24 protein-coding genes and 1 pseudogene are annotated in these 23171 nt (G+C 68.6%); 15 read left to right on the top strand and 10 right to left on the bottom strand.

The window, feature by feature from the left end:
- Nucleotides 1-64 precede the first annotated feature (64 nt).
- A complete protein-coding gene (locus tag ACLBYD_RS05950) occupies nt 65-763 on the bottom strand; it encodes an enoyl-CoA hydratase/isomerase family protein (protein ID WP_447815748.1) in 699 nt (232 codons plus the stop codon).
- A 66-nt stretch (nt 764-829) separates the two neighbouring features.
- On the opposite strand from ACLBYD_RS05950, the gene ACLBYD_RS05945 reads away from it, so the two are divergent.
- Complete coding sequence (locus tag ACLBYD_RS05945; protein WP_447815747.1) at nt 830-1630, top strand: purine-nucleoside phosphorylase; 801 nt, start codon at nt 830-832, stop codon at nt 1628-1630.
- Nucleotides 1627-3159, top strand: coding sequence for a phospho-sugar mutase (locus tag ACLBYD_RS05940; RefSeq protein WP_447815746.1), 1533 nt, complete (start codon nt 1627-1629; stop codon nt 3157-3159). The genes ACLBYD_RS05945 and ACLBYD_RS05940 overlap by 4 nt, the downstream gene beginning before the upstream one ends.
- Here the strand turns inward: ACLBYD_RS05940 and ACLBYD_RS05935 are convergent.
- On the bottom strand, nt 3135-3782 hold the full coding sequence (locus tag ACLBYD_RS05935; RefSeq protein WP_447815745.1) for an MspA family porin: 648 nt from the start codon (nt 3780-3782) through the stop codon (nt 3135-3137). The genes ACLBYD_RS05940 and ACLBYD_RS05935 overlap by 25 nt on opposite strands.
- 219 nt (nt 3783-4001) lie before the next feature.
- Nucleotides 4002-4625 (bottom strand): uracil phosphoribosyltransferase, encoded by a 624-nt coding sequence (gene upp, locus ACLBYD_RS05930; RefSeq protein ID WP_447815744.1) that lies wholly within the window; start codon nt 4623-4625, stop codon nt 4002-4004.
- 112 nt (nt 4626-4737) lie between these two features.
- Here upp and ACLBYD_RS05925 point away from each other — a divergent pair, with 112 nt between their 5' ends.
- The 5 genes from ACLBYD_RS05925 to ACLBYD_RS05905 are packed head-to-tail and all read left to right on the top strand — an operon-like array spanning nt 4738 to nt 8121.
- A complete protein-coding gene (locus ACLBYD_RS05925; RefSeq protein WP_447815743.1) occupies nt 4738-5073 on the top strand; it encodes a type VII secretion target in 336 nt (111 codons plus the stop codon).
- Nucleotides 5070-6065 (top strand): C40 family peptidase, encoded by a 996-nt coding sequence (locus ACLBYD_RS05920; RefSeq protein WP_447815742.1) that lies wholly within the window; start codon nt 5070-5072, stop codon nt 6063-6065. Before ACLBYD_RS05925 ends, ACLBYD_RS05920 begins: the two co-directional genes overlap by 4 nt.
- Nucleotides 6066-6124: 59 nt before the next feature.
- Nucleotides 6125-6439: a hypothetical protein gene (locus tag ACLBYD_RS05915; RefSeq protein ID WP_088897663.1), complete on the top strand. Its 315-nt coding sequence runs from the start codon at nt 6125-6127 to the stop codon at nt 6437-6439.
- Complete coding sequence (locus ACLBYD_RS05910; protein WP_447815741.1) at nt 6436-6804, top strand: YbaB/EbfC family nucleoid-associated protein; 369 nt, start codon at nt 6436-6438, stop codon at nt 6802-6804. The genes ACLBYD_RS05915 and ACLBYD_RS05910 overlap by 4 nt, the downstream gene beginning before the upstream one ends.
- A 60-nt stretch (nt 6805-6864) precedes the next feature.
- Nucleotides 6865-8121, top strand: coding sequence for a primosomal protein (locus ACLBYD_RS05905; protein WP_447815740.1), 1257 nt, complete (start codon nt 6865-6867; stop codon nt 8119-8121).
- A 269-nt stretch (nt 8122-8390) separates the two neighbouring features.
- On the opposite strand, the gene ACLBYD_RS05900 is transcribed toward ACLBYD_RS05905, so the two are convergent.
- The 3 genes from ACLBYD_RS05900 to ACLBYD_RS05890 form a co-directional block, all read right to left on the bottom strand.
- Nucleotides 8391-9476 (bottom strand): adenosine deaminase, encoded by a 1086-nt coding sequence (locus ACLBYD_RS05900; protein ID WP_447815739.1) that lies wholly within the window; start codon nt 9474-9476, stop codon nt 8391-8393.
- A gap of 44 nt (nt 9477-9520) precedes the next feature.
- Nucleotides 9521-10804, bottom strand: a complete 1284-nt coding sequence (locus tag ACLBYD_RS05895; RefSeq protein WP_447815738.1) for a thymidine phosphorylase — start codon at nt 10802-10804, stop codon at nt 9521-9523.
- Nucleotides 10797-11216 (bottom strand): cytidine deaminase, encoded by a 420-nt coding sequence (locus ACLBYD_RS05890; RefSeq protein WP_088897658.1) that lies wholly within the window; start codon nt 11214-11216, stop codon nt 10797-10799. The genes ACLBYD_RS05895 and ACLBYD_RS05890 overlap by 8 nt, the downstream gene beginning before the upstream one ends.
- A gap of 253 nt (nt 11217-11469) precedes the next feature.
- Here ACLBYD_RS05890 and sdhC point away from each other — a divergent pair, with 253 nt between their 5' ends.
- From sdhC to ACLBYD_RS05870, 4 genes are read left to right on the top strand one after another with little or no spacing between them, the layout of a single operon-like run.
- Entirely contained in the window at nt 11470-11877 is a 408-nt protein-coding gene (sdhC, locus tag ACLBYD_RS05885) for a succinate dehydrogenase, cytochrome b556 subunit (RefSeq protein ID WP_071935442.1), read from the top strand.
- Between the two features lies 1 nt (nt 11878).
- The gene (locus ACLBYD_RS05880; protein ID WP_016692832.1) at nt 11879-12319 is read left to right on the top strand and encodes a succinate dehydrogenase hydrophobic membrane anchor subunit; all 441 of its coding nucleotides are present in this window, start codon (nt 11879-11881) and stop codon (nt 12317-12319) included.
- 15 nt (nt 12320-12334) lie between these two features.
- Nucleotides 12335-14086, top strand: coding sequence for a succinate dehydrogenase flavoprotein subunit (gene sdhA / locus ACLBYD_RS05875; protein WP_006550126.1), 1752 nt, complete (start codon nt 12335-12337; stop codon nt 14084-14086).
- The gene (locus tag ACLBYD_RS05870; protein WP_006550125.1) at nt 14086-14862 is read left to right on the top strand and encodes a succinate dehydrogenase iron-sulfur subunit; all 777 of its coding nucleotides are present in this window, start codon (nt 14086-14088) and stop codon (nt 14860-14862) included. The genes sdhA and ACLBYD_RS05870 overlap by 1 nt, the downstream gene beginning before the upstream one ends.
- A gap of 114 nt (nt 14863-14976) precedes the next feature.
- Here the strand turns inward: ACLBYD_RS05870 and ACLBYD_RS05865 are convergent, their stop codons facing one another.
- From ACLBYD_RS05865 to ACLBYD_RS05850, 4 genes are all read right to left on the bottom strand, one after another.
- On the bottom strand, nt 14977-15207 hold the full coding sequence (locus ACLBYD_RS05865) for a LapA family protein (RefSeq protein WP_447815737.1): 231 nt from the start codon (nt 15205-15207) through the stop codon (nt 14977-14979).
- A 68-nt stretch (nt 15208-15275) separates the two neighbouring features.
- Complete coding sequence (locus ACLBYD_RS05860; RefSeq protein ID WP_447815736.1) at nt 15276-16304, bottom strand: YhjD/YihY/BrkB family envelope integrity protein; 1029 nt, start codon at nt 16302-16304, stop codon at nt 15276-15278.
- 16 nt (nt 16305-16320) lie between these two features.
- Nucleotides 16321-17361 carry a tryptophan--tRNA ligase gene (gene trpS, locus ACLBYD_RS05855; RefSeq protein ID WP_447815735.1) on the bottom strand — a complete coding sequence of 347 codons (1041 nt, stop codon included), beginning with the start codon at nt 17359-17361 and terminating at the stop codon, nt 16321-16323.
- A 75-nt stretch (nt 17362-17436) separates the two neighbouring features.
- A complete protein-coding gene (locus ACLBYD_RS05850; protein WP_447815734.1) occupies nt 17437-18240 on the bottom strand; it encodes an exodeoxyribonuclease III in 804 nt (267 codons plus the stop codon).
- A 217-nt stretch (nt 18241-18457) separates the two neighbouring features.
- On the opposite strand from ACLBYD_RS05850, the gene ACLBYD_RS05845 reads away from it, so the two are divergent.
- From ACLBYD_RS05845 to ACLBYD_RS05830, 4 genes and pseudogenes are all read left to right on the top strand, one after another.
- Nucleotides 18458-19234, top strand: coding sequence for an IclR family transcriptional regulator (locus ACLBYD_RS05845; RefSeq protein WP_447815733.1), 777 nt, complete (start codon nt 18458-18460; stop codon nt 19232-19234).
- Nucleotides 19231-20433 carry a CaiB/BaiF CoA transferase family protein gene (locus ACLBYD_RS05840; RefSeq protein WP_447815732.1) on the top strand — a complete coding sequence of 401 codons (1203 nt, stop codon included), beginning with the start codon at nt 19231-19233 and terminating at the stop codon, nt 20431-20433. The genes ACLBYD_RS05845 and ACLBYD_RS05840 overlap by 4 nt, the downstream gene beginning before the upstream one ends.
- Nucleotides 20430-21800, top strand: a pseudogene (locus tag ACLBYD_RS05835) (aconitase family protein); the annotation flags it as partial. The gene ACLBYD_RS05840 and the pseudogene ACLBYD_RS05835, both read left to right, overlap by 4 nt.
- Complete coding sequence (locus ACLBYD_RS05830) at nt 21748-23136, top strand: aconitase family protein (RefSeq protein ID WP_447815864.1); 1389 nt, start codon at nt 21748-21750, stop codon at nt 23134-23136. The pseudogene ACLBYD_RS05835 and the gene ACLBYD_RS05830, both read left to right, overlap by 53 nt.
- Nucleotides 23137-23171 lie beyond the last annotated feature (35 nt).

The following is a 23171-nucleotide window of genomic DNA, read 5'->3' as shown; positions in this document are numbered from 1 at the left end:
GTCATGCTCACCGCGTCCCGATCGATCGGCGTGCGACCGGTTCGTCGACTTCGCGGCGGGGCGATCAGCCCAGCCGGAAGTTCGACGCGTCGGTCCGGATCTCCAGCGCCGAGATCAACGGTGCGTGCAGACCGCGCTTGATGCCCGACAGATTCGGTCCGCGGGTGGCGGTGAGCGCCGCGGCCCGCTCGACCGCCGCGGCGAGCACGTCGTCACCGGTGACGGCCTGCTCGGCGATGCCCGCGGCCACGGCGTCCTCACCGCCGTAGCGACGACCGGTGGTGATGGCCTCGACCGCCGTCTGGATCGGCAGGCGGGAACGGATCAGCGCGGACATCCCGACGGTGAACGGCATGTTCAGCTGCACCTCGGGCAGGCACCAGTAGCCGCGGTCGGCGCGCATCACCCGGAAGTCGTGCACGAGCGCGAGCATCGCGCCGGCACCGAAGGCGTGTCCCTGCACGGCGGCGACCGTCGCCGCGGGGAAGGTGAGCAGCCGCACGTAGAGGTCGTGGACGGAGTCCAGATAGCGGGGCAGATCCGGCAGGTTCGCGCCGACCCAGTCGATGTCGAGTCCGTTGCTCCAGAACTTGCCGGTCGCCGCGGTCACGAGGGCAGCGGGTCCGTCGTGTGCCTCCACCTCGTCGAGGAGGGAGTGGATCGCGACCAGACGGTCGGGGTGGAAACGGTTCTCGGAGACCTCCGCGTCACGGTCACCGAGATGCAGGACGAAGACGTCGCCGTCACGTTCGAGGTAAGGCATGCGCGTCAGCATACCGCGCCTACTTACCCGCGAGTAACATGCTGTGAGCGATTAGGGTCCGATGCCATGGGAGAACCCGATCACGTCTTCGACCCCACCGCGGCCGCCGACGCTCTCGCCGAACGGACGGGGGTCGCCGAACACTCCGTCGCCGTCGTCCTCGGGTCCGGCTGGCGGGCCGCGGTCGAGAGTTTCGGCATCCCCGTCGCCACGATCCCGATGAGCGAGCTGCCCGGCTTCGCACCGCCGACGGCGGCAGGGCATGCCGGGAACATCCACTCCGTGCGCGCCGGTGACAACGCCGTCCTCGTCCTCGCCGGCCGCATCCACGCCTACGAGGGGCACGACCTCGCCCGCGTCGTCCATCCCGTGCGCACGGCAGTCGCAGCGGGTGCCCGCACCGTCGTTCTCACCAATGCGGCGGGCGGCATCGATCCCGAGTTCTCCGTGGGACAACCGGTTCTCATCTCGGACCACCTCAATCTCACCGGTCGCTCGCCGCTGGTGGGTGCCCAGTTCGTCGACCTCGTCGACGCCTACTCGCCGGATCTTCGTGCACTCGCCCGCGAGATCGATCCGTCGCTGCGCGAAGGGGTCTACGCCGGTCTGCCCGGGCCGCACTACGAGACCCCGGCGGAGATCCGGATGCTGCGCACCCTCGGCGCCGACCTCGTCGGCATGTCCACGGTCCACGAGACCATCGCGGCACGCGCGGCCGGAGCGCGGGTGCTCGCGGTCTCGCTGGTGACCAACGCCGCGGCCGGCATCACCGGTGCTCCCCTCGACCACACCGAGGTGCTCGCCGCGGGTCGCGCGGCCGCGACCCGGATGGGCGATCTCCTGCGCGATCTGGCGGCCCGGCTGTGACGCTGCGATTCGGCACCGCGGGTCTGCGCGGCCCGGTCGGCGACGGGCCGGACTGCATGAACGTGCCCGTCGTCGTCCGCACCACCGCCGGGCTCGCGGCGTGGCTCGAGGCGAACGGGCAGGGCGGTGGCACCGTCGTCGTCGGCCGCGACGCCCGCACGGGCTCGGCGGAATTCCACCCTGCCGCCGCAGAAGTCCTCGCCGCGGCCGGTTTCGAGGTCGTCGCCCTCGGAGAGCCGCTCCCCACGCCGGTGACCGCCTTCGCGGTACGGGCGCTGGGCGCCGTTGCGGGCGTGCAGATCACGGCGTCGCACAATCCCGCCGCCGACAACGGGTACAAGGTCTACCTCGCGGACGGGGCTCAGCTGGCGGCACCCGCCGATCGGGAGATCGAAACGGCGATCGACGCCGTCGGTGATGCCGCGGACGTGCCCCGGGTACCGGTCGCGCCGTCGGGTGACGACCTCCTCGATCGTTATCTCGCCCGGGTCGCGTCGCTTCCCCGCTCCCCGCACCGCAGCGTGCGCATCGCTCTGACGGCACTGCACGGTGTCGGCGGTGAGACGGCGGTCGCGGCCCTGCATGCCGCGGGATTCGACGACATCCACGTCGTGGCGTCCCAGTTCGCGCCCGACCCGGCGTTCCCCACCGTCACCTTCCCCAATCCCGAGGAACCGGGCGCGACCGCTGCCCTGCTCGCGCTGGCGGCCGAGGTCGACGCCGACATCGCGCTGGCGCTCGATCCCGATGCCGACCGTTGCGCCGTGGGTGTCCCGGGCCCGCAGGGGTGGACGATGTTGCGCGGCGACGAGACCGGGGTCCTGCTCGGCGACCGGATCCTCGCGTCGTCGCCGCCCGGCTCGCTGGTCGCGACCACCATCGTCTCGTCGACCATGTTGGGACGACTCGCGACCGCACGCGGCGCGCGATATGCGCAGACGCTCACGGGTTTCAAGTGGCTCGCCCGCGCCGGTGACGGCCTCGTCTACGCGTACGAGGAGGCGATCGGGCACTGCGTCGATCCGGACGTCGTGCGCGACAAGGACGGCATCGCGACCGCCGTGGTGGTCGCCGACTACGCGGCCGATCTGAAGCAGTCCGGCCGGACCCTGCTCGACGCACTCGACGACCTGCATCGCGAGCTCGGTGTCCATGTCGGCGATCAGGTGTCGATCCGTGTCGACGACCTGCAGCGCATCGGCGCCGTGATGACGCGGTTGCGTGCGGAGCCGCCGACGACCCTTGCGGGTCTGGATGTGACCGCGACCGATCTCGCCGGAAGTCCGGGACCGATGAGCACCGATGCGCTCGTCTTCGTCAGTCGCGCGGACGCCCCGGACGGAACGACGGTGCGCGTGGTGGTGCGACCGTCGGGCACCGAGCCGAAGCTCAAGGTCTATCTGGAGGTGGTCACGGAGCGAGACCGCCCGACCGCGGAGGCGACACTCGACGCCCTGCGCGGATGGGCGACCTCGCTCGGTGACGAGAGCTNGAGCCGATTCGATCAGACCTGCTGCGGCACACCGTAGGTGACGACGGTGTTCCGGTCGGCGGTGACCGCCTTCAGGTACGGACGGATCATCACCGGTCCGATGGCTCCCGAGACCGAACCGTGCACACCGGCGATCCGGATGGTCGTCGAGCTGCCGTCGAACTCGAAGTCCTCGACGATCGGGACGGACGTGATGCCGCCCGGCTCGAGCGGGATCTCGATCTCCTGGGACGGGATGATGTCGCCACTGAGCGAACCACCCGACTCCAAGCCGAGATCGAGCGAGGCCCCACCTTCGTTGTCGAGAGAGAGGCCGATAACCGCACCGTTCTCCACGCCCCACGACAGACTCGGCGTGATGACGGTGACCGTCGCCCCCGGCAGCGCGACCGGGTAGCCGACCTGGAAACCGACCTCCACCGCCGTCCCGGCGAAGTTCGCCGCGTTCGGACCCGTGATCCGAACGGTCGCAACCTCATCGTGGAAGAACTCGACACTCAGCGGTGAGCTGTCGAGCGGCGGCACCGACTGTGTCGAGGTGTCGGCCTGGATCACTTCGATCGCGTGCCCTCCGTCCAACGGGAGGATCCGCGAGTTGTCGACAGCGGCCGCAGCCGTGCCGTGACTCGTCACTGCGGCGAGTACGGCGACCGCGCCCACCGAAGCCGCTCTGACGCTTCCACGAATCAGTTTGCGGGAGAATATTTTTGCCATTCCGCCGACCCCATCTCTGGCTGTACCTACGCAGTGGACTTCACACGGAGCACACCGAGCGTAAGAAGAAATCGAGACCTGCGGGTTGTTTTTCGATAACGAGATGACTGCGGTCGGGTGTCACATCCGTACCGTCAGTCACACGAGTAACACGCGACGCGCGATCTACCGCGGTCCGAACTGCCTGTCCCCCGCATCGCCGAGACCCGGCACGATGTACTTGTTCTCGTTGAGACCTTCGTCGACCGACGCCGCGACCAACCGGACCGGATGCCCCGAGGCGGCAAGGGCCTCGACGCCCTGCGGCGCCGCGACCACACAGATCGCGGTGATATCCGTGGCACCGCGTTGGGCGAGGATGTCGAGGGTGTGCACCATCGACCCCCCGGTCGCGAGCATCGGGTCGAGCACGAAGACGGGAAGACCCGACAGGTCCTCCGGCAGCGACTCCAGATAGGGCACCGGCTCGAAGGTCTTCTCGTCACGAGCGAGACCGACGAAACCGACCTGCGCCTGAGGAATCAGGGCGTGGGCCTGTTCGACCATGCCGAGACCGGCGCGAAGAACCGGGACGAGCAGCGGAGGCTGCTGCAAGCGCACTCCCGTCGTCACCGCGACCGGCGTCTTCACATCGAACGTCTCGGTGGGTGCATCGCGCACCGCCTCGTAGACGAGCATCTGGGTGAGCCGCCTCAACGCGTGCCGGAAGGCAGCGTTGTCGCTGCGTTCGTCGCGAAGGATGGTCAGGAGCGAAGCAGCGAGCGGGTGGTCGACGACGAGCGAATCCATGTCCGAAGGATAGAACGACGGAACCGATCGACAGTCGGGTGCGTCGAACCCGACAGGGACGGAACCGTCCGAAGGTGCCGAATCCCACAGGAACGACGCGAGAGGCGACGAGGTGACCGAGTACTCCGGCAGGGACGCGATACGGATCGACACGAGTGCCGTCGGCAGGTTCGGCGACGACGCCGCCGAACTGGCCGCGCGCCTGCACGAGGCCGCCGAACGGACACGGCACGGCGACCCCTCGGTGCTGAGCGCCGCACTGGGTCCGATCGGAGCATCCTTGCTCGCCGCGCTCACCGTGACCCACACCGCGCACGTGCGCGATCTCGGCCGGCTCGGCGACCTGCTCGGCGGGATGGGAGACGCTGCCAAGGCCTCTGCGACCGTCTACGAGCGGACCACCGACGACACCGCCGCACGACTCGGTTCCGTCGCGGAGTCACTGTGATCCCGGCCGATGCGCTCGTCGCGCCGCTGACCGGCCTGCTCGACGCGTTCGGCACCGCGGTGCCACCCGGCGTCGATCCGGGTGAGATGGTGCGCATCGGTGCGCAGTGGGCCGAGGAGGTGCACGCGGCCGGGCGCGACGCCGTCGCCGAGCTCGCCTGGGCCTGGGGTGGCCCGGCCGCCTCGCAGGCGATCGCGAGTGCCGAGCAGGTGCTCACCGACGTCCTCGCGGCGGCCGATCGTGGGGTGGCGCTGGCCGGGATCGCGCTCGAGGCGACCGTCACGGTGGTCACCGGTGCGGCCGAGATCGCTCGTCTCGTCGACTCGTTCGTCACCTTCGCCGAGCAGGCCGCACCCGTGACGTCGCTTCCCCAGGGGCAGCTCGCGCTCCTCGCAGTGGCGATCGACCACCTCGTCGCCGGGCTCGACGTGCTGACACGGGTGACCGGAACCCTCGCTGAGCTGACCGATCGGGCGTCCGCGCTCCTCCCGTCCGAGCCCTCCGCTCCCCCGATCGGCTCCGGCGACCACCGCGGCCCCGACCCGGCCGGTGACGAGCCACGCACGCTGCACACCTTCGGTGGAGGGTTCTCCGCGGGCGTGGAGGTGCGGCTCCCGGACGGCAGTGTCAGCCGGGCGCCGAACGAGACCGCGGCGGCAGCGGTGCGTCACGCCCTCGCCCAGCAGGGCACCCCGTACGTGTGGGGCGGCACGAGCCCCGGCTCCGGGCTCGACTGCAGCGGGCTGACGCAGTACGCCTACGCGCAGGCCGGCGTCGAACTGCCGCGGTTGGCCCAGGAACAGGACGTCGGCACGCGGGTGGATCCTGCGGCCGCCCTGCCCGGAGACCTCGTCGTGTGGGACGGGCACGTGGCGATGGTGGTGGGCAACGGCCTCATGGTCGAGGCGGGCGACCCCGTCTCCGTGTCGCCGATGCGCACCACCAACGGCGAAATGGCCTTCCACGGCGCCTACCGACCGACCGACGGTTGATCCTGGAGAATTCCGCACCGGAGGGGAACCGGCCGGGCTCGCGCTGCGTCCAACCCGGTATGGACAGCACGACGACGGAACCGATCACGGCCACCGCCCACAACCGGGCCGGGACGATCTCGGTGCGCACGACGGACGGTGGACTGCCGGTGGACCTTCGCATCGACCCCCGCGAGTTGCGTTACGGAGCACGGCAACTGGCCGATCAGATCCTCGCCCTGAACCGGCAGGCCGCTCTCGAGGCCGCGGTGGTCCGCGGCGAACGCCTCGCCGCCGAAGGTGTCCCCCGCGAGATCCTCGACCGGATGCGGCTGCCGTCCCGCGCCGACCTGGCGGACGGACCGACCGATCGTCGTGGAGGTCTCGTTCGATGAGCGAACGGATGGTGGAGGCGATCGTCGACCGGGCCCACGTCCGGCTCGATGCGCTCGAACGCACGGTGGAGAGGCTCAGCGCGGTCCGGGGCACCGCGAGCAGTCCCGACGGACGCGTGACCGCCCGTGTGGACGGTTCGGGAGCGCTCGAAGGACTCGAGCTGGCCGAGCCGATCGGCGGCACCGACCCCCGCGAACTGGCCGCGGTGATCCTCGCGACCGTGCACGAGGCCGCACGGCAGGCCGCTGCCGCGCGCGTCTCCGCGATGGACGAGCTCCGCGCGGCCCTCGACGCGAGCGACGCCGGTCCGGTCGCCGTCGGTCACCACCCGGTCACCGTCGGCGACCGTCCGGTAACGCGATGAAACCGATAGCGAGCCGCCCCCGGCTATATTCTCGGCGCCGACATGGCTAGGCTTCGCGCCATGGCTGGAGACATCGTCCCGATCGAGCTCGGTCTCACCGACGGCAACCTCGTGACGCTCTGGGCGCCGCGCTGGCGCGAAGGCGACGACGAGTGGGAGGCATTCCTCGGCCACGGCGACGATCTGTACGCCTTCCCGTCGGTCCCCGAGCTCGTCGCGTTCGTGCGTTCGGGTGCCGACAACGACCTCGTCGAGCACGAGGCGTGGCCGATCGTGTCCAAGCTCGCAGCCTCGGAGTTCGAACCCGACGAACCGCACACCTACGACCTCGTCGGCGTCCCCGAACTCGTGGCCGACGATCCGGATCCCGTGTCGGTGTCCGAGCTGCAGGACACCTTCGACATCGTGAGCATCCTCGGCGACGTCTGCGATCTCGACGTCGTGACGAAGTTCTTCGAACGCGAGGAGATCGACCTCCTGTTGCAGCACGGTGTCTCGGCCTTCCGCACGCGTGAGGGCCTCGACCTGTGGAATCGCGTCGGGACCGCGGTCGCGCAGGACTGGGACGGCGTGATCGACGCGCTCGACGCCGTGATCTCCACTCCCGACGTCGATGCCGCAGTGGTCGCCGAGATCGAATCCGAGCTCGTCGCGGTCGACGAGAACGAGGTCGAGGCCGACGACACGGTCGAGGACGTCGACGCCGACGACGAGTACGAGTTCATCGACACCGATGACGAGGACGACGAGGACGACGAGGACGACGGCTACGAGTTCTGGGCCCGGGTCGGCATCGATCCCATCCGGATCATCACGACCGACGGCACCTGGTACTCGCTGCGGTGCTACGTGAACGACGACGCCGTCTTCCTCGGCCACGACGGCACGATCGACGTCTTCCCGTCCGAGCGCGCGCTGGCCCGCCACCTCGCCGACAACCACGACCACGACCTCGCGACGCTCGAGCCGTACACGGAGATCCAGCTCGCCGCTGTCGACGGATCGCTCGACGTGACGGTCACCGACGACAACGTCTACGTGCTCACCGGGATCGCCGACGACATCGCTCAGGGCGTTGCGGCCGTCGACCCCGACCAGCTCGAACTCGCGGTCGAGTTGTTCGTCGACGCAGCGAACTTCGCGGACGACGACTCGACGGAGGCCGCGCTCGCCGCGTCCACGGAACTCGGCTGGTTCGTCAACCACGTGATCGAACCCGACTCGGGACGCACGGCACCCAAGCCGCCGTTCGACACCGAATCCCTCGCCTGGCGCGAGCTCGAGCGCGAGTTCGAAGCGCGAGTGCGTCGGCACTGACGCGGGTCGCGTCGGGTCGGCACTGACGCGGGTCGTCGGGTCGGCACTGACGCGGGTCGCGTCGGGTCGGCACTGACGCGGGTCGCGTCGGGTCGGCACTGACGCGGGTCGTCGGGTCGGCACTGACGCGGGTCGCGTCGGGTCGGCACTGACGGCAGCTCCACTCGGGCACTCCGGCGCGCGAAGTGGTCACAAGAGCGCGTTGTAGCGCGCTCCGATGACCATTTCCCGCTCCGCGCACCCATAGAGGTATCTGCGGGTCGCGGTCTCTACCCGACGAGGACGGCGTAGCCAGGCTTGATGACGTCGTCGATCAGGTCCAGCCGCTGGTCGAACGGGAGGAAGGCCGACTTCATCGCGTTGATCGTGAACCGTTCGAGGTCGACCCAGCCGTAGTCGAAGGTCTCGACGAGCCGCGCCATCTCCTGCGTCATCGTGGTGTCGCTCATCAACCGGTTGTCGGTGTTGACGGTGACGCGGAAGCGCAGGCGTGCCAGCAGGTCGAAGGGATGCTCGGCGAGGGTGCGCACCGCGCCGGTCTGCACGTTCGACGACGGGCACAGTTCGAGCGGGATGCGCTTGTCGCGGATGTAGTTCGCGAGCCGGCCCAGAGTGGCGGTTCCGTCGTCGTGCACTTCGATGTCGTCGACGATGCGCACACCGTGGCCGAGTCTATCGGTGCCGCAGAAGGCGACTGCTTCGTGGATGGACGGGAGCCCGAACGCCTCACCGGCGTGGATCGTGAAGTGCGCGTTGGCCGCGCGGGTGTACTCGAAGGCGTCGAGATGACGGCTGGGCGGGTTGCCCGCCTCGGCGCCGGCGATGTCGAATCCCGCCACGCCGCGGTCCCGGAAGCGCACGGCGAGTTCGGCGATCTCCAACGAGCGTGCAGCGTGCCGCATCGCGGTGAGCAGGCAGCGCACCCGGATGCGACGACCACCGGCGGCCACCTCCGATTCCCCGGCTCGGAAGCCTTCGAGGACGTGCTCGACGACCTCGTCCAGCGACAGTCCCTTCTCCAGGTGCTGCTCGGGCGCGAACCGCACCTCGGCGTACACCACGCCGTCGTCGGCGAGGTCGAGGACGCACTCGCGTGCGACGCGTTCGAGTCCTTCTGCCGTCTGCATCACGGCGACGGTGTGCTCGAACGTCTCGAGATAGCGCTCGAGCGACCCACTGTCGGCGGATTCGCGGAACCAGCGGGCGAGATCCGCTTCGGTGTCCGAGGGCAACGACCACCCGCACGCGTCCGCGAGTTCGAGGACCGTCCGGGGACGGAGTCCGCCGTCCAGGTGGTCGTGGAGGACCACTTTGGGTGCGGTGCGAACGAGTTCGGGAGTCAGACGGCCGTTCATGATCGGGACGGTAGTCGGCGGCGGCCGGNCCGGCCGCCGAGCCCCTACGCCCGGATCCGTTCGATCACGAGCGGCTGCCGATCGGGGGCCGTGTCGGAGATTCGGACACCGCCGCGGAGGGCGGCGAGCGCGTCGGGGATACGTCCCGGAGTGTCGGTGTGCAGCGTCGCGATCGGCTGCCCCGCGCGGACGCGATCACCGAGAACCGCGTGCAGTTCGATACCGGCCCCGGGCTGCACGTCCTGGCCCTGTCGTTCGCGACCGGCTCCGAGCCGCCACGCGGCGGTACCCACCGCGTACGCGTCGAGCTCGGAGAGCACCCCGTCCGCGTCGGCGTGGAAGGTCTCGGTGTGGGTCGCGACCGGCAACGGCGCTGTGGGGTCGCCACCCTGGGCGGCGATCATCGCATTCCACCGGTCCATCGCGGTGCCGTCGCGCAGCCGGTCGGCGGGGTCGACGTCGTCGACACCGGCGGCCTCGAGCATCTCGCGGGCCAGGGCCAGGGTCAGCTCGACGACGTCGTCGGGTCCGCCGCCGGCGAGCACCTCGACGGACTCCCGGACCTCCAGCGCGTTGCCCGCCGTACGCCCGAGCGGGCTGTCCATGCGGGTGAGCAGGGCCGTCGTGGGCAGCCCTTCGTCGGTGCCGAGCTCGACCATGGTGCGTGCCAGTTCGCGGGCCTCGCCGAGTTCCTTCATGAAGGCACCGCTGCCGACCTTCACATCGAGGACGAGGGCTCCGGTGCCCTCGGCGATCTTCTTGCTCATGATCGAGCTGGCGATGAGCGGGATCGATTCGACGGTCCCGGTGACGTCGCGCAGCGCGTAGAGCTTGCGGTCGGCGGGGGCGAGATCGGCACTCGCCGCGCACACGACCGCACCGACGGCCGGGTCGCTGAGGATCTCGGCGATCTCCGCGGTGGTCAGATCGGCCTTCCAGCCGGGGATCGCCTCGAGCTTGTCCAGGGTGCCGCCGGTGTGACCGAGACCGCGGCCCGACAATTGCGGGACCGCGACGCCGCAGGCCGCGACGAGCGGTGCGAGCGGCAGGGTGATCTTGTCCCCCACACCGCCTGTCGAGTGTTTGTCGACGGTGCGCAGGCCGAGAGCGGAGAAATCGAGACGACGACCGGAGTCGATCATGGCGGTGGTCCAGCGTGCCGTCTCGGCCCGGCTCATGCCGCGGAACCAGACTGCCATCGCCAGGGCCGACATCTGGGCGTCGGAGACGATCCCGTGGGTGAACGCCTCGATGACCCAGTCGATCTCGGCGCCGGAGAGCTCGTGTCCGTCGCGCTTGCGGCGGATGACGGTGACGATGTCAGGCACGGCGGTCCTCGTTCTCCCGCACGGCCGCCAGATCGTCGGGGCCGAACGCGTCGGGGAGGAGCTCGGAGAGGCGACGCGGGCCACCCTGGGCGTCGACCTCGAGATCGGGGCCGCCGTGTTCGAGGAGCACCTGCCGGCACCGGCCGCACGGGGTCAGGACGTGGCCTCGGGAGTCGCAGACGGCGACGGCCCGCAGACGCCCTCCACCCTGGGCGAACAAGTTACCGACGAGTACACATTCGGCACACAGGCCCAGTCCGTGTGAGACATTTTCCACATTGCACCCGAGGACCATCCGACCGTCGACGGTGAGGCCGGCAGCCCCCACCGGGAACCCGGAGTAGGGAGCGTAGGCTCGACCCATCACCTCATGTGCTTTGGCGCGCAACATTTTCCAGTCGATGTCCGGCATGGTTCCCCATCCTGTCACGGTGGCGTGGACGACGGTAGGCGACCCCCACCGCGCCAGATCACAGTTGGAAAGGCAAACCTAACTTCGCTTTTGGGGCCTGTACGAATGGCGCAGGAGATTAGTTCCCGAGTTTGGGATGGGTCTAGAGTCGATCCAAGTCGGTTCAGGTTCACGTCGGGCCCGTACTGCGGAATCCCCCACAGGTAGGAGCAGCTCGACGCGTCCACCATTGACGTTGGAGGCACAGCACTCGATGAGCAGCACGACTGAAGCCGCCCCCGCAAAGGCGGGGCGCACACGGTCGCTTTACCGGGGAGACCCCGGCATGTGGTCCTGGGTATTGCACCGGATCACGGGCGTGGCGACATTCTTCTTCCTTTTCGTCCACGTCCTCGACACCGCACTCGTCCGGGTCAACCCCGAGACCTACGACGCGGTGATCGATACGTACAAGAACCCGATCGTCGGCCTCATGGAGCTCGGCCTGGTCGCGATGGTCCTGTACCACGCACTCAACGGCCTGCGGGTCATGCTCGTGGACTTCTGGTCGAAGGGCCCGAAGTACCAGCGCGTGATGCTCTGGACGATCCTCGCGATCTGGTTCGTGGTGATGATCCCCGCGGCCGTTCGCATCCTCTTCAACACGTTTGCGGGGCACTGACATGACCGAAGCGAAGACTCTGGGTAAGGAATACGACCGGCCCGCAGGCCTCGACAACCCGCGCACGCCGCGGCGTGCCGCGAAGAACAACTTCGAGCTCTACGCCTGGTTGTTCATGCGCCTGTCCGGCCTGGCCCTGATCATCCTGGTCCTCGGTCACCTCTTCATCATGCTGATGCTCGATGACGGCGTGCACCGCATCAACTTCGCGTTCGTCGCAGGCCGCTGGTCCAGCCCGTTCTGGCAGATCTGGGACCTGTCGATGCTGTGGCTCGCACAGCTCCACGGCGGTAACGGTCTGCGCACCGTCATCGCGGACTACGCACGTAAGGACTCCACCCGGTTCTGGCTCAACACGATCCTCGTCGTGTCGATGATCCTGATCATGGGCCTGGGCACCTACGTGATCTTCACCTTCGACCCGAACATCACGGCGAGCTAGGGGAGCCGAACCTTCATGCAGGAACATCGTTACGACGTAGTCATCGTCGGCGCCGGCGGCGCCGGCATGCGTGCGGCCATCGAAGCCGGCCCGCGTGCGCGCACCGCAGTGCTCACGAAGCTCTACCCCACCCGCAGCCACACCGGCGCCGCTCAGGGTGGCATGTGCGCCGCCCTCGCGAACGTCGAAGAGGACAACTGGGAGTGGCACACCTTCGATACCGTCAAGGGTGGCGACTACCTGGTCGACCAGGACGCTGCGGAGATCATGGCCAAGGAGGCCATCGACGCCGTTCTCGACCTCGAGAAGATGGGTCTTCCGTTCAACCGGACGCCCGAGGGCAAGATCGACCAGCGTCGCTTCGGTGGTCACACCCGCGACCACGGTAAGGCCCCGGTCCGTCGCGCGTGCTACGCCGCCGACCGCACCGGCCACATGATTCTGCAGACGCTGTACCAGAACTGCGTCAAGCACGACGTCGAGTTCTTCAACGAGTTCTACGCGCTCGACATCACCCTCACCGAGACCGAGAACGGTCCCGTCGCGACGGGTGTCATCGCGTACGAGCTCGCGACCGGCGAGATCCACGTCTTCCACGCCAAGGCCATCGTCTTCGCGACGGGCGGCTCGGGCCGTATGTACAAGACGACGTCGAACGCCCACACCCTCACAGGTGACGGCCTCGGCATCATCTTCCGCAAGGGCCTGCCGCTCGAGGACATGGAGTTCCACCAGTTCCATCCGACGGGCCTGGCCGGTCTCGGCATCCTCATCTCGGAGGCCGTGCGTGGTGAGGGCGGCATCCTCCGCAACGCCGACGGCGAGCGGTTCATGGAGCGCTACGCCCCCACCATCAAGGACCTCGCGCCCCGCGACATCGTCGCCCGCTCGATGGTGCTCGAGGTGCTCGAGGGTCGCGGCGCCGGACCGAACAAGGACTACGTCTACATCGACGTGACCCACCTCGGCGAGGACGTCCTCGAGGAGAAGCTCCCGGACATCACCGAGTTCTCCCGCACCTACCTCGGTGTCGACCCCGTCACCGAGCTCGTGCCGGTGTTCCCGACCTGCCACTACGTCATGGGCGGTATCCCGACCAACGTCGACGGCGAGGTCCTCCGGGACAACGAGAACGTCGTGCCCGGCCTGTACGCGGCCGGCGAGTGCGCGTGCGTGTCCGTCCACGGCGCCAACCGTCTCGGCACCAACTCGCTGCTCGACATCAACGTCTTCGGTCGTCGCGCCGGCATCGCCGCCGCGGAGTACGCCAACAGCACGAAGCACGTCGAGATGCCCGAGCAGCCGACGAAGTACGTCGACGACTGGCTCGATCTGATCCTGCACCAGGGCGGCAAGGAGCGGGTGGCCGACATCCGCACCGAGCTGCAGCAGACGATGGACAACAACGCGTCGGTGTTCCGCACCGAGGAGACGTTGACGCAGGCGCTCAACGACATCCACGAGCTGAAGAAGCGCTACAAGGAGATCACCGTCCACGACAAGGGCAAGCGCTACAACAGCGACCTGCTCGAGGCGCTGGAGCTCGGCTTCCTCCTCGAGATGGCCGAGGTCACCGTCGTCGGCGCGCTGAACCGCAAGGAATCGCGTGGCGGACACGCCCGCGAGGACTACCCGAAGCGCGACGACGAGAACTTCCTCAAGCACACCATGGCGTACAAGGTGGGCGAGGAACTGATCTCCGACATTCGCCTGGACTACAAGCCGGTGGTCCAGACCCGGTACGAGCCCATGGAGCGTAAGTACTGATGACAACCATCGAGAAGACCGACACGGGCGCGTCGACACTGCCACCCGTGCCCGAGGGCGCGACGATGGTCACCCTCAAGATCGCCCGGTTCAACCCGGAGGACGACAAGGGTCAGCACTGGGATTCGTTCCAGGTGCCGGCGCTGCCGTCCGACCGTCTGCTCAACCTGTTGGGCTACGTCAAGGGTTACCTCGACGGCACGCTCACCTTCCGTCGCAGCTGCGCCCACGGCGTGTGCGGCTCGGACGCGATGCGTGTCAACGGCGTCAACCGTCTCGCCTGCAAGATCCTCATGAAGGACATGCTGGACAAGAACGGCAAGGACGTCACGATCACGATCGAGCCGATCCGTGGCCTTCCGGTCGAGAAGGACCTCGTCGTCGACATGGAGCCCTTCTTCGACGCCTACCGCGCCGTGAAGCCGTTCCTCATCGCCTCCGGCAACGAGCCGACCCGCGAGCGTATCCAGTCGCAGGCCGACCGTGCCCGGTTCGACGACACCACCAAGTGCATCCTGTGCGCGTGCTGCACCACTTCGTGCCCGGTGTACTGGAGCGACGGCAGCTACTTCGGCCCCGCCGCGATCGTCAACGCGCACCGGTTCATCTTCGATTCGCGTGACGAGGGTGCCTCCGAGCGGCTGGACATCCTCAACGACAAGGAAGGCGTGTGGCGCTGCCGCACCACCTTCAACTGCACCGACGCGTGCCCCCGTGGCATCCAGGTGACGAAGGCGATCCAGGAGGTCAAGCGCGCGCTCATGTTCGCTCGCTGATCACCTCGCACGACAGCAGGTCCGTCCCTTCGGGGACGGGCCTGCTGTCGTCTGTGCCCACTCCCCTGTGCCCACTCCCCTGTGCTCTGTTGCCGGTGGCCGCACTGATGCGGATCAGCGTCCGCGTGCGAACAGGAAGCCCGCGACCCACCCGATCGCGAAGATGATGACGAGCACCAGCCACAGCGGTGCCTGCAGCGAGATCCAGAAGAGGTCGATGCTCGTACTGTTGCGGTTCTGGAGAACGAACAGCGCAGCGAGCAGGACCAGGACGGCCGCGAGCACTCTGCGCGGAGTCACCCGGAACGAGCGTTGGGGCGCGGCGGATCGCGTCTGTTTTGCCACGCCTCCATCGTCGCCCGTCCGCGGCACGATCGGCACCCCCGAACCGGGTTTTCACCCCGGGAGTTCGCTCATTTCCTCCGGAAGCGCAGCCCGGCGAGGAGTCCACCGACCACGCCCGCACCGAGGAGTGCGGCGCCGCGGCGCGCGTCGAGACCCTCGTGCACCTCGAGGCGAGGCGTGATGACCGCCCCCGTGGGCGCGGGATGGTGTGCGAGTGCGAGGCTCGCTCGGGACGTCGCTGCGAACGCGGTGCAGAAGAGCACCAGGCGTGCCGTGAGGTTACCGAACACGAGGATGCCGAGGATCGGGCCGAAGGCGACGCCCGCCGGCCCGTTGAGCACACGTTCGAGGTAGATCGAACCCGTCTGCTTGAGCAGTTCGAAACCGATCCCGGCGATCACACCCGCGACGAGCGCGCTGCGGAACGGAACGGGTTCGCGGGGCAGGCGAGCGATCACCCAGGTGAACACCAGACCGGTGGCGGCAGTGGCCGTCACCAGAGCCAGAATTCGCAGACCCACGCCGATGCCGACGAGATTCTCCATGTTGAGCAGCTCGACGATCCTGCGTGCGATCGGCCCGCTGCTCAGCGCCGAGAGCCCCAACGACACGGTCATCGCGAGTCCGAGACTGAGAAGTGCGCCCCCGTCGCGCAGCTTCACCACGAAGAAGTTGCCCTTGTCGCGCGGGTGCTCCCACATGGCGGTGAGGGCTTCGCGGAGATTCGTGATCCAGCCCAGACCGGCATACGAGGCGGTGAGCAGGCCGATCAGGCCGACCGCGCCGCGGGATTCGATCGCCGAGTCGATCAGGCTCTGCACGGTGCCGCCGAGCTGACCGGGAATGTTCTCGGAGATGACCTGCCGGATCTGGTCGAGCAGTTCCGGCCGCCCGGCGAGCACGAAACCTGCCAGGGAGAACACGACCATGATGATCGGGACGATCGCCAGCACCGTGAAGTAGGTCAGACCGGCCGCGTAGTAGTCGCCCTTGTTCTCCTGGTACCGAACCCCGGCCCGGAGGATGCGGTCGAGCACCGGATGGGCCGCGCGTTGACGCTCGAGAAATCCCGGCTTCTCGTCGGGTTCGCCGGCCATCCGGGTGCTCCTTCGTCTAGGTCCGCGGCAGGAAACCCACCTTGTCATAGACCTGCGCCAAGGTGCGGGATGCGACCTCGCGAGCGCGGTCCGCGCCGCCCGCGAGAATGAGGTTCAGTTCGGCCGGGTCGGCCAGGTACTCGTCGACCTTGGTGCGGATCGGGGTGACGAACTCGGTGAGGACCTCTGCGGTGTCGGCCTTCAGATCGCCGTAACCCTTGCCCTCGTAGCCGGCGACGAGTTCGTCGACGCTGCGACCCGACAGCGCAGACTGGATCGTGAGCAGGTTCGACACCCCGGGCTTGTTCTCCCGGTCGAAACGGATTTCGCGCTCGTTGTCGGTCACCGCGGAGCGGATCTTCTTCGCCGACACCTTCGGATCGTCGAGGAGATTGATCAGGCCCGCGTCGGTCGCCGCGGACTTGCTCATCTTCGACGTCGGATCCTGCAGGTCGTAGATCTTCGCGGTCTCCTTCACGATCGTCGGCTCGGGGACGACGAAGGTCTTGCCGAAGCGGGAGTTGAAGCGCTGCGCGAGATCTCGCGTGAGTTCGAGGTGCTGACGCTGGTCCTCCCCCACCGGCACGTGGCTCGCGCGGTAGAGCAGGATGTCGGCGGCCATGAGGATCGGATAGGTGAACAGGCCGACGCCGGCGTGCTCGGTGCCCTGCTTGGCCGACTTGTCCTTGAACTGCGTCATCCGGCTGGCCTCACCGAAACCGGTGATGCAGCTCAGGACCCAGGCGAGCTCGGCGTGCTCGGGCACCTGGCTCTGCACGAACAGCACGGACTTCTCCGGATCGATACCGATCGCGAGCAGCTGCGCCACGGAGACGAGCACTCGCTTGCGCAGCAGCTTCGGCTCGTGCGGAACGGTGATCGCGTGCAGATCGGGGATGAAGTAGAAGGCGTCGTTCTCGTCCTGCGCCGGAACCCACTGCGCCAGCGCCCCGAGAAAGTTCCCGAGGTGGAACGAATCCGAGGTGGGCTGGATGCCGGACAGCACACGGGGGCGGGCCTTCGGCTTCGTGGCGTTCTGTTCTGCAGTGCTCGACATGCCGTCGATGATTCCACGCAGGCCACGCCGCGCTGCGACCGAGGTGGGCACTTCTGCGCCGATCCGCAGAAGCGGTCAGCGATCGAAGGTCACGGTCACCGGTGCATGGTCGGACCAGCGCTGGTCGTAGCTCGCTGCGCGTTCGACGCGGGCCTCGCTCGCGCGGGCCGCCAGGCCCGGGGTCACGAGGTGGTAGTCGATGCGCCAGCCTGCGTCGGTGTCGAATGCCTTGCCGCGGTACGACCACCACGAATAGGGGCCCGCGACGTCGCCGTGGAGGTCGCGCACCACGTCGCGCCAACCGGCCTCGAGGAGGTCGCCGACCCACGCGCGCTCCTCGGGCAGGAAGCCGGACTTCTTGACGTTGCCCTTCCAGTTCTTGATGTCCCGCTCGGTAGGGGCGATGTTCCAGTCGCCGCACACCACCATGTCGCGACCTGCGGCCGCCACCGCGGCGTACCGCTCGGCGAGGTAGGTCGCGAAGCTCTTCATGAAGTGTTCCTTCTCGTCCTGCTTCGGCGTCTGTGCTTCACCGGTCGGCAGATAGAGGCTTCCCACCGTCACGTCGCCGAAGTCGGCCTCGATGTAGCGGCCGGCCGAGGCGAACTCGTCGACGTCGAATCCGACGCGGACGGCGTCCGCCGGTACACGCGAGAGGATCGCCACCCCAGCGCGGCCCTTGGCCGAGGACTCCGCGCCGACACAGTGCCATCCGGCCTCCAGTGCCGGGGCGATCGCGGCGTGGAACTGCTTCTCGGTGGCCCGCACCTCCTGCAGGCACACGATGTCGGCGGCCGACGAGGCGAGCCAGTCGACGAGACCCTTGGCTGCGGCTGCGCGCACGCCGTTGACGTTCACGGTGGTGATCACGAGAGGCACCGGGTCACCGTAGCCGACGCCGGCGACGCCACTGCTCCACCGTGGAAGGAGCCTGCCGTGAGAGTGGCTCACCCCACGACCGGGAGTTCCACAAGACGGAACAAATTCACCACTTTCTCTCATTCAGCGGAACGTCCCGAGAGTCTTCCTGGGAAAACACTCATTTGATCCATTCTGCGGATTGTTCGAACCGTTCTGTGGACCTAGAGTGACTCGCATGACACAGGCATCGACGGTCACCGGAGCCGACGGCGGCGTGCGGAGCGTCGCCCGCGCGTTCGATCTGCTCAACGCATTCGACGCCGAGCACCCGATCCGGACGCTGCGCGAACTCGCCGGGATCACCGGGCTCCCCAAGTCGACGGTGGTGCGCCTGCTGGGCACCCTCACCGTGCAGGGGATCGTCGCCACCCGCGGTGACTCGACGACCTACAGCGTCGGCCCCGCCTTCCTGCGCTGGATCGGTCTGGCCGATGCGATGTGGGAGATCGGTGCCGAGGCACGGCGATCGATGACGGAACTGCGCGATCGCTGCGGAGAGACCGTCAACATCTACATCCGCCAGGACCTGCACCGACTCTCCGTCGCTCAGGTCGAGGGCACGACGACGGTCCGCAGCGTCGTCCAGGTGGGCGCGCAGTACCCGCTCGTCGTCGGCGCCGCCGGCCGGATCCTGCTCGGTGGCTGCCCGGACGACGTCCTTCAGGCTCTCGCCGAGCAGGAGGGCACGACGAGCACGGCAGACCTGAGGTCCGAGGCCGCCGGAGCGCGGGAGGCGGGTTACGCCATCACCCACGGCGATCGGGAGCTGGGCGCTTCCGCGGTCGCCGCGCCGATCCTGTCCGCCGACGGCCGTGTCATCGCAGCCCTGTCGATCAGTGGCCCCACGTCGCGCTTCACCGCCGACCGGGTCGCCGCCTATGTCGATGCCGTAACCGACACCGCCCGGCAGATCAGTGCTGCCGGGCTCGGAACCGTGGAGGCCTTCCTGTGACCACCAACCTTCTCGAGGGCGTGCGCGTCCTCGACATGACCAACGTCCTGGCCGGACCCTTCGCGGGCTACCAACTGGCCCTGCTCGGCGCGGATGTCGTCAAGGTGGAGACCGCCGGCAGCGGCGATCTGGCCCGCCAGCTCGGCGCCGACCCCGACCTCAGCGCCGAGTACATGGGGGTGTCCTTCCTCGCCCAGAACGCCGGCAAGCGCTCGGTCACGGTCAACCTCAAGACCGAGGGCGGCAAGAAGGTCTTCGAGCAGTTGCTCGCGGACGCCGACGTGCTGTTCGAGAACTTCCGCCCGGGCGTACTCGCCCGCCTGGGCTTCGACCGGGAACGTCTGCACGAACTCAATCCGCGGCTGATCTACTGCGCTGTCTCGGGATTCGGCGCCACCGGTCCGATGAGCAGCCGACCCGCCTACGACCAGGTGGTCCAGGGACTGTCCGGCATCATGAGCGTCACCGGCGACACCGAATCCGCGCCGCTGCGCGTCGGCTATCCCGTCTGCGACAGCTTCGGCGGTATGGCCGCGGCCATGACGGTGTGCGCCGCCATCGTCCGCCAGCGACAGACCGGACAGGGCGCGTATCTGGACACGTCGATGCTCGACGCGGCCATCACGTCGATGGGCTGGGTGGTCTCCAACCATCTGGTGACCGGCAAGGATCCGGTGCCGATGGGCAACGAGAACATGACCTCGGCGCCGTCGGGCGCGTTCCGGACTGCCGACGGCGTCCTGAACATCGCTGCGAACAAGCAGGAACAGTACGAGATCCTGTGCAAGGTGCTCGGCCGCGAGGAGCTCGTCACCGACCCCCGTTTCGTCACCCGCGAGGACCGCAAGCGCAACCGCGAGATCCTGCGCGACGAACTCGAGATCTCCCTCAAGGAGAAGACGGCGGCCGAGTGGGACGAGATCCTGCTCGACACCGGCGTTCCCGCTGCGCCCGTCGCTCCGGTGTCGGAAGCGCTGCGCTCGGATCAGATCCGCCACCGCGGGTTGATCTCCGAACTGGACGTGGCGGCCGGATCCGGCACGGTCCAGGTCCTCGGTCTGCCCACGCACGTCGACGGTGAGGCGGTCCGTCCTGATACTGCACCGCCGACGCTCGGAGAGCACACCGACGAGATCCTCCGCGAGATCGGTTTCAGTGACGAGCAGATCACCCGCTTCCGGGAAGAAGGCGCGGTATGACGACCGATCCCTTCCGCTCTCTGACCGCTCTGCCGGTCGCGGACGAGGCCGGCACTCCCCTGCACTACTACAGCCTGGCCGAGGCCGAAGCGCACGGCGCCGGATCGATCTCCGACCTGCCGTGGTCGCTGAAGACCCTCGTCGAAGGAATCCTGCGTCACCAGGGTCATCCGCAGGCGCTGTCCGAGCACGTCCACGCCGTCACCCGCCGCGACGAGACGGCCGCGATCCCGTTCTTCCCGGGTCGCGTGCTGTTCCAGGACGCCTCCGGAATCCCGGTGCTGGCCGACATGATCACCCTGCTCGAACGTGCCCGGGCCGAGGGGCTGGACACGTCCGCACTGGAACCGGCGCTGCCCCTCGACCTGGTCGTGGATCACGCACTCGAGGTGGACGAGTACGCGAATCCCGAAGCGGCACTTCGCAACATCGATCTGGAATACGAGCGTCACCGCGATCGGTACCGCTTCCTGCGCTGGGCGCAGGACCGGCTTCCCGGTCTTCGGGTCGTGCCGCCGGGGCTCGGGATCTGTCACCAGTTGAACCTCGAGGTCCTCGCGCCGGTGGTGACCACGACCGAATCCGAGGGCCGTCACGTCGCAGCGTTGGACAGCCTGGTCGGCACCGACTCGCACACCACGATGATCAACGCACTCGGCGTCACCGGCTGGGGCGTCGGCGGCATCGAGGCCACCGCCGCGGCTCTCGGGCAGGCGGTCATGATCCGCGTGCCCCGCGTCGTCGGCATCGAACTCACCGGACGTCTCGCCCCCGGGGTGTTCGCCTCCGATCTCGCCCTCACCCTCGCCGAGAAGCTGCGCGCACTGAACGTCGTCGGCGCCGTCGTCGAGTTCCACGGTCCGGGCCTGGAGGCACTGTCGGTGCCCGACCGCGCGACCGTTGCCAACATGGCACCCGAATACGGGGCGACGATGGCGTGGTTCCCCGCCGATCGCCGGACGATCGAGTACCTGGCCGCGACGGGCCGCTCCCCCGAGCGTGTCCGTCTCGCCGAGCAGTATCTGAGGGCCCAGGGCCTGTTCCGCACCCCGAGCAGCCCGGCACCCCGGTTCGAGACCGGCCTGTCGATCGACCTCGGGAGCATCACCACCATCCTCGCCGGCCCGTCCCGGCCCCACGACGCCTTGTCGCCCGCCGAGGTTCCGGCCTCCCGCGGCGAGAGCGGACCGCTCGGCGGTGACACTGTGTCCCTCCGGGACGGCGACACTGCGTCCCTCCGGGACGGCGACACCGTGTCCCCACGGAACGGCGACATCGCGATCGCCGCGATCACCAGCTGCACCAACACATCCAATCCTCGGTCGCTGGTCGCGGCGGGGTTGTTGGCGCGCAACGCCGTCGCGGCCGGTCTGCGTCCACCGGCCTGGACGAAGACGTCGTTCACGCCCGGCTCGCGGGCGGCCGNCCGCCGATCTGCTGGCCTCGGCGGGTCTGCAGGAGCACCTCGACCGGCTCGGCTTCCAGGTCGCGGGATTCGGATGCGGCACGTGCATGGGCAATTCCGGGCCGCTCAGCCCGGCCCTGTCCGGAAGCGACCGGGCGAAGGACACCGCGCTCGCGGCGGTGTTGTCGGGCAACCGCAACTTCACCGGACGTATCCATCCGGCCGTCGCGCACGCCTACCTCGCCTCCCCCGCGATGGTCGTGGCCTACGCCCTCGCCGGCAACGTCCGCATCGACGTGACGAGCGAACCGATCGGGCGGGCCGAGGACGGCACCGACGTCACCCTCGCCGACCTGTGGCCCTCCGACGAGGAGATCGACGCGCTGCTGGCCGAGCACGAGGCCACCGCACTCGGGCGCGACGCGCACCGGGAGTTGACCACCGCGCGCTGGCAGGAACTCGAGTACCCCCGCGGCGAGCACTACCGCTGGGACGGGGAGGCCGGCAGCATCCGCCGGCCACCCTTCACCGACCCGGAGTTGACGTCTCCCACCCTCACCGGGGATCTGACCGCCCGCCCCCTGCTGGTCCTCGGCGATGCGGTCACCACCGACCACATCTCGCCGGTCGCACGGGTCCTGCCCGACTCCGCAGCGGGGCGTTGGCTCCGCGAGCGCGGTGTGAGCGACCGGGCGCTGGGCACCTTCAGCTCCCGGCGACTCAATCACGACGTCATGATCCGGGGTGGCTTCGCCAACACCCGCCTCGCGAACCTGCTCGTGCCCGAGAAGCAGGGTGGCTGGACGCGCACGGCACCCGGCGAGGAGCCGGTGCCCGTCCACGAGGCCGCCGAGTACCACCGCCGGCAGGGCACTCCGGTCGTGGTGGTCGCCGGTGAACTCTACGGCGCCGGATCGGCGCGGGACTGGGCTGCGAAGGTCACTCGGCTGCTCGGCATCCGCGCCGTTCTCGCCCGCAGCTTCGAACGCATCCACCGCACCAATCTGGTCGCGATGGGCGTCCTGCCGATCCAGTGGCAGGGACCTGCCCCGGAAACCTTCGACGGCAGTGAGGAGATCGACCTGCTCGGACTGGCCGATCTCGGATCGACCACCGAGATCACCGTCCGGGTCCGCCGTGCGGGCGAGATCGTGTGGGAGGGCACGGCGATCTGCCGGATCGACACTCCCCTCGAGTGGGAATGGCTGCGCGCCGGGGGTCTGTTCGGCCACCTGCTGACCGAGCAGACGGAGCGGCAGCGGGCAACGGAGCCCGAACCGGTGGGCGCACACCGGTAGACGAGTGGGTCGATGGGGACGTCCTTCGAGGAGGA

It is taken from the genome of Rhodococcus sp. C26F (assembly GCF_053345925.1).
The sequence above is the reverse complement of the archived record's forward strand: the minus strand, read 5'-3'. Positions and strand labels throughout refer to the sequence as shown.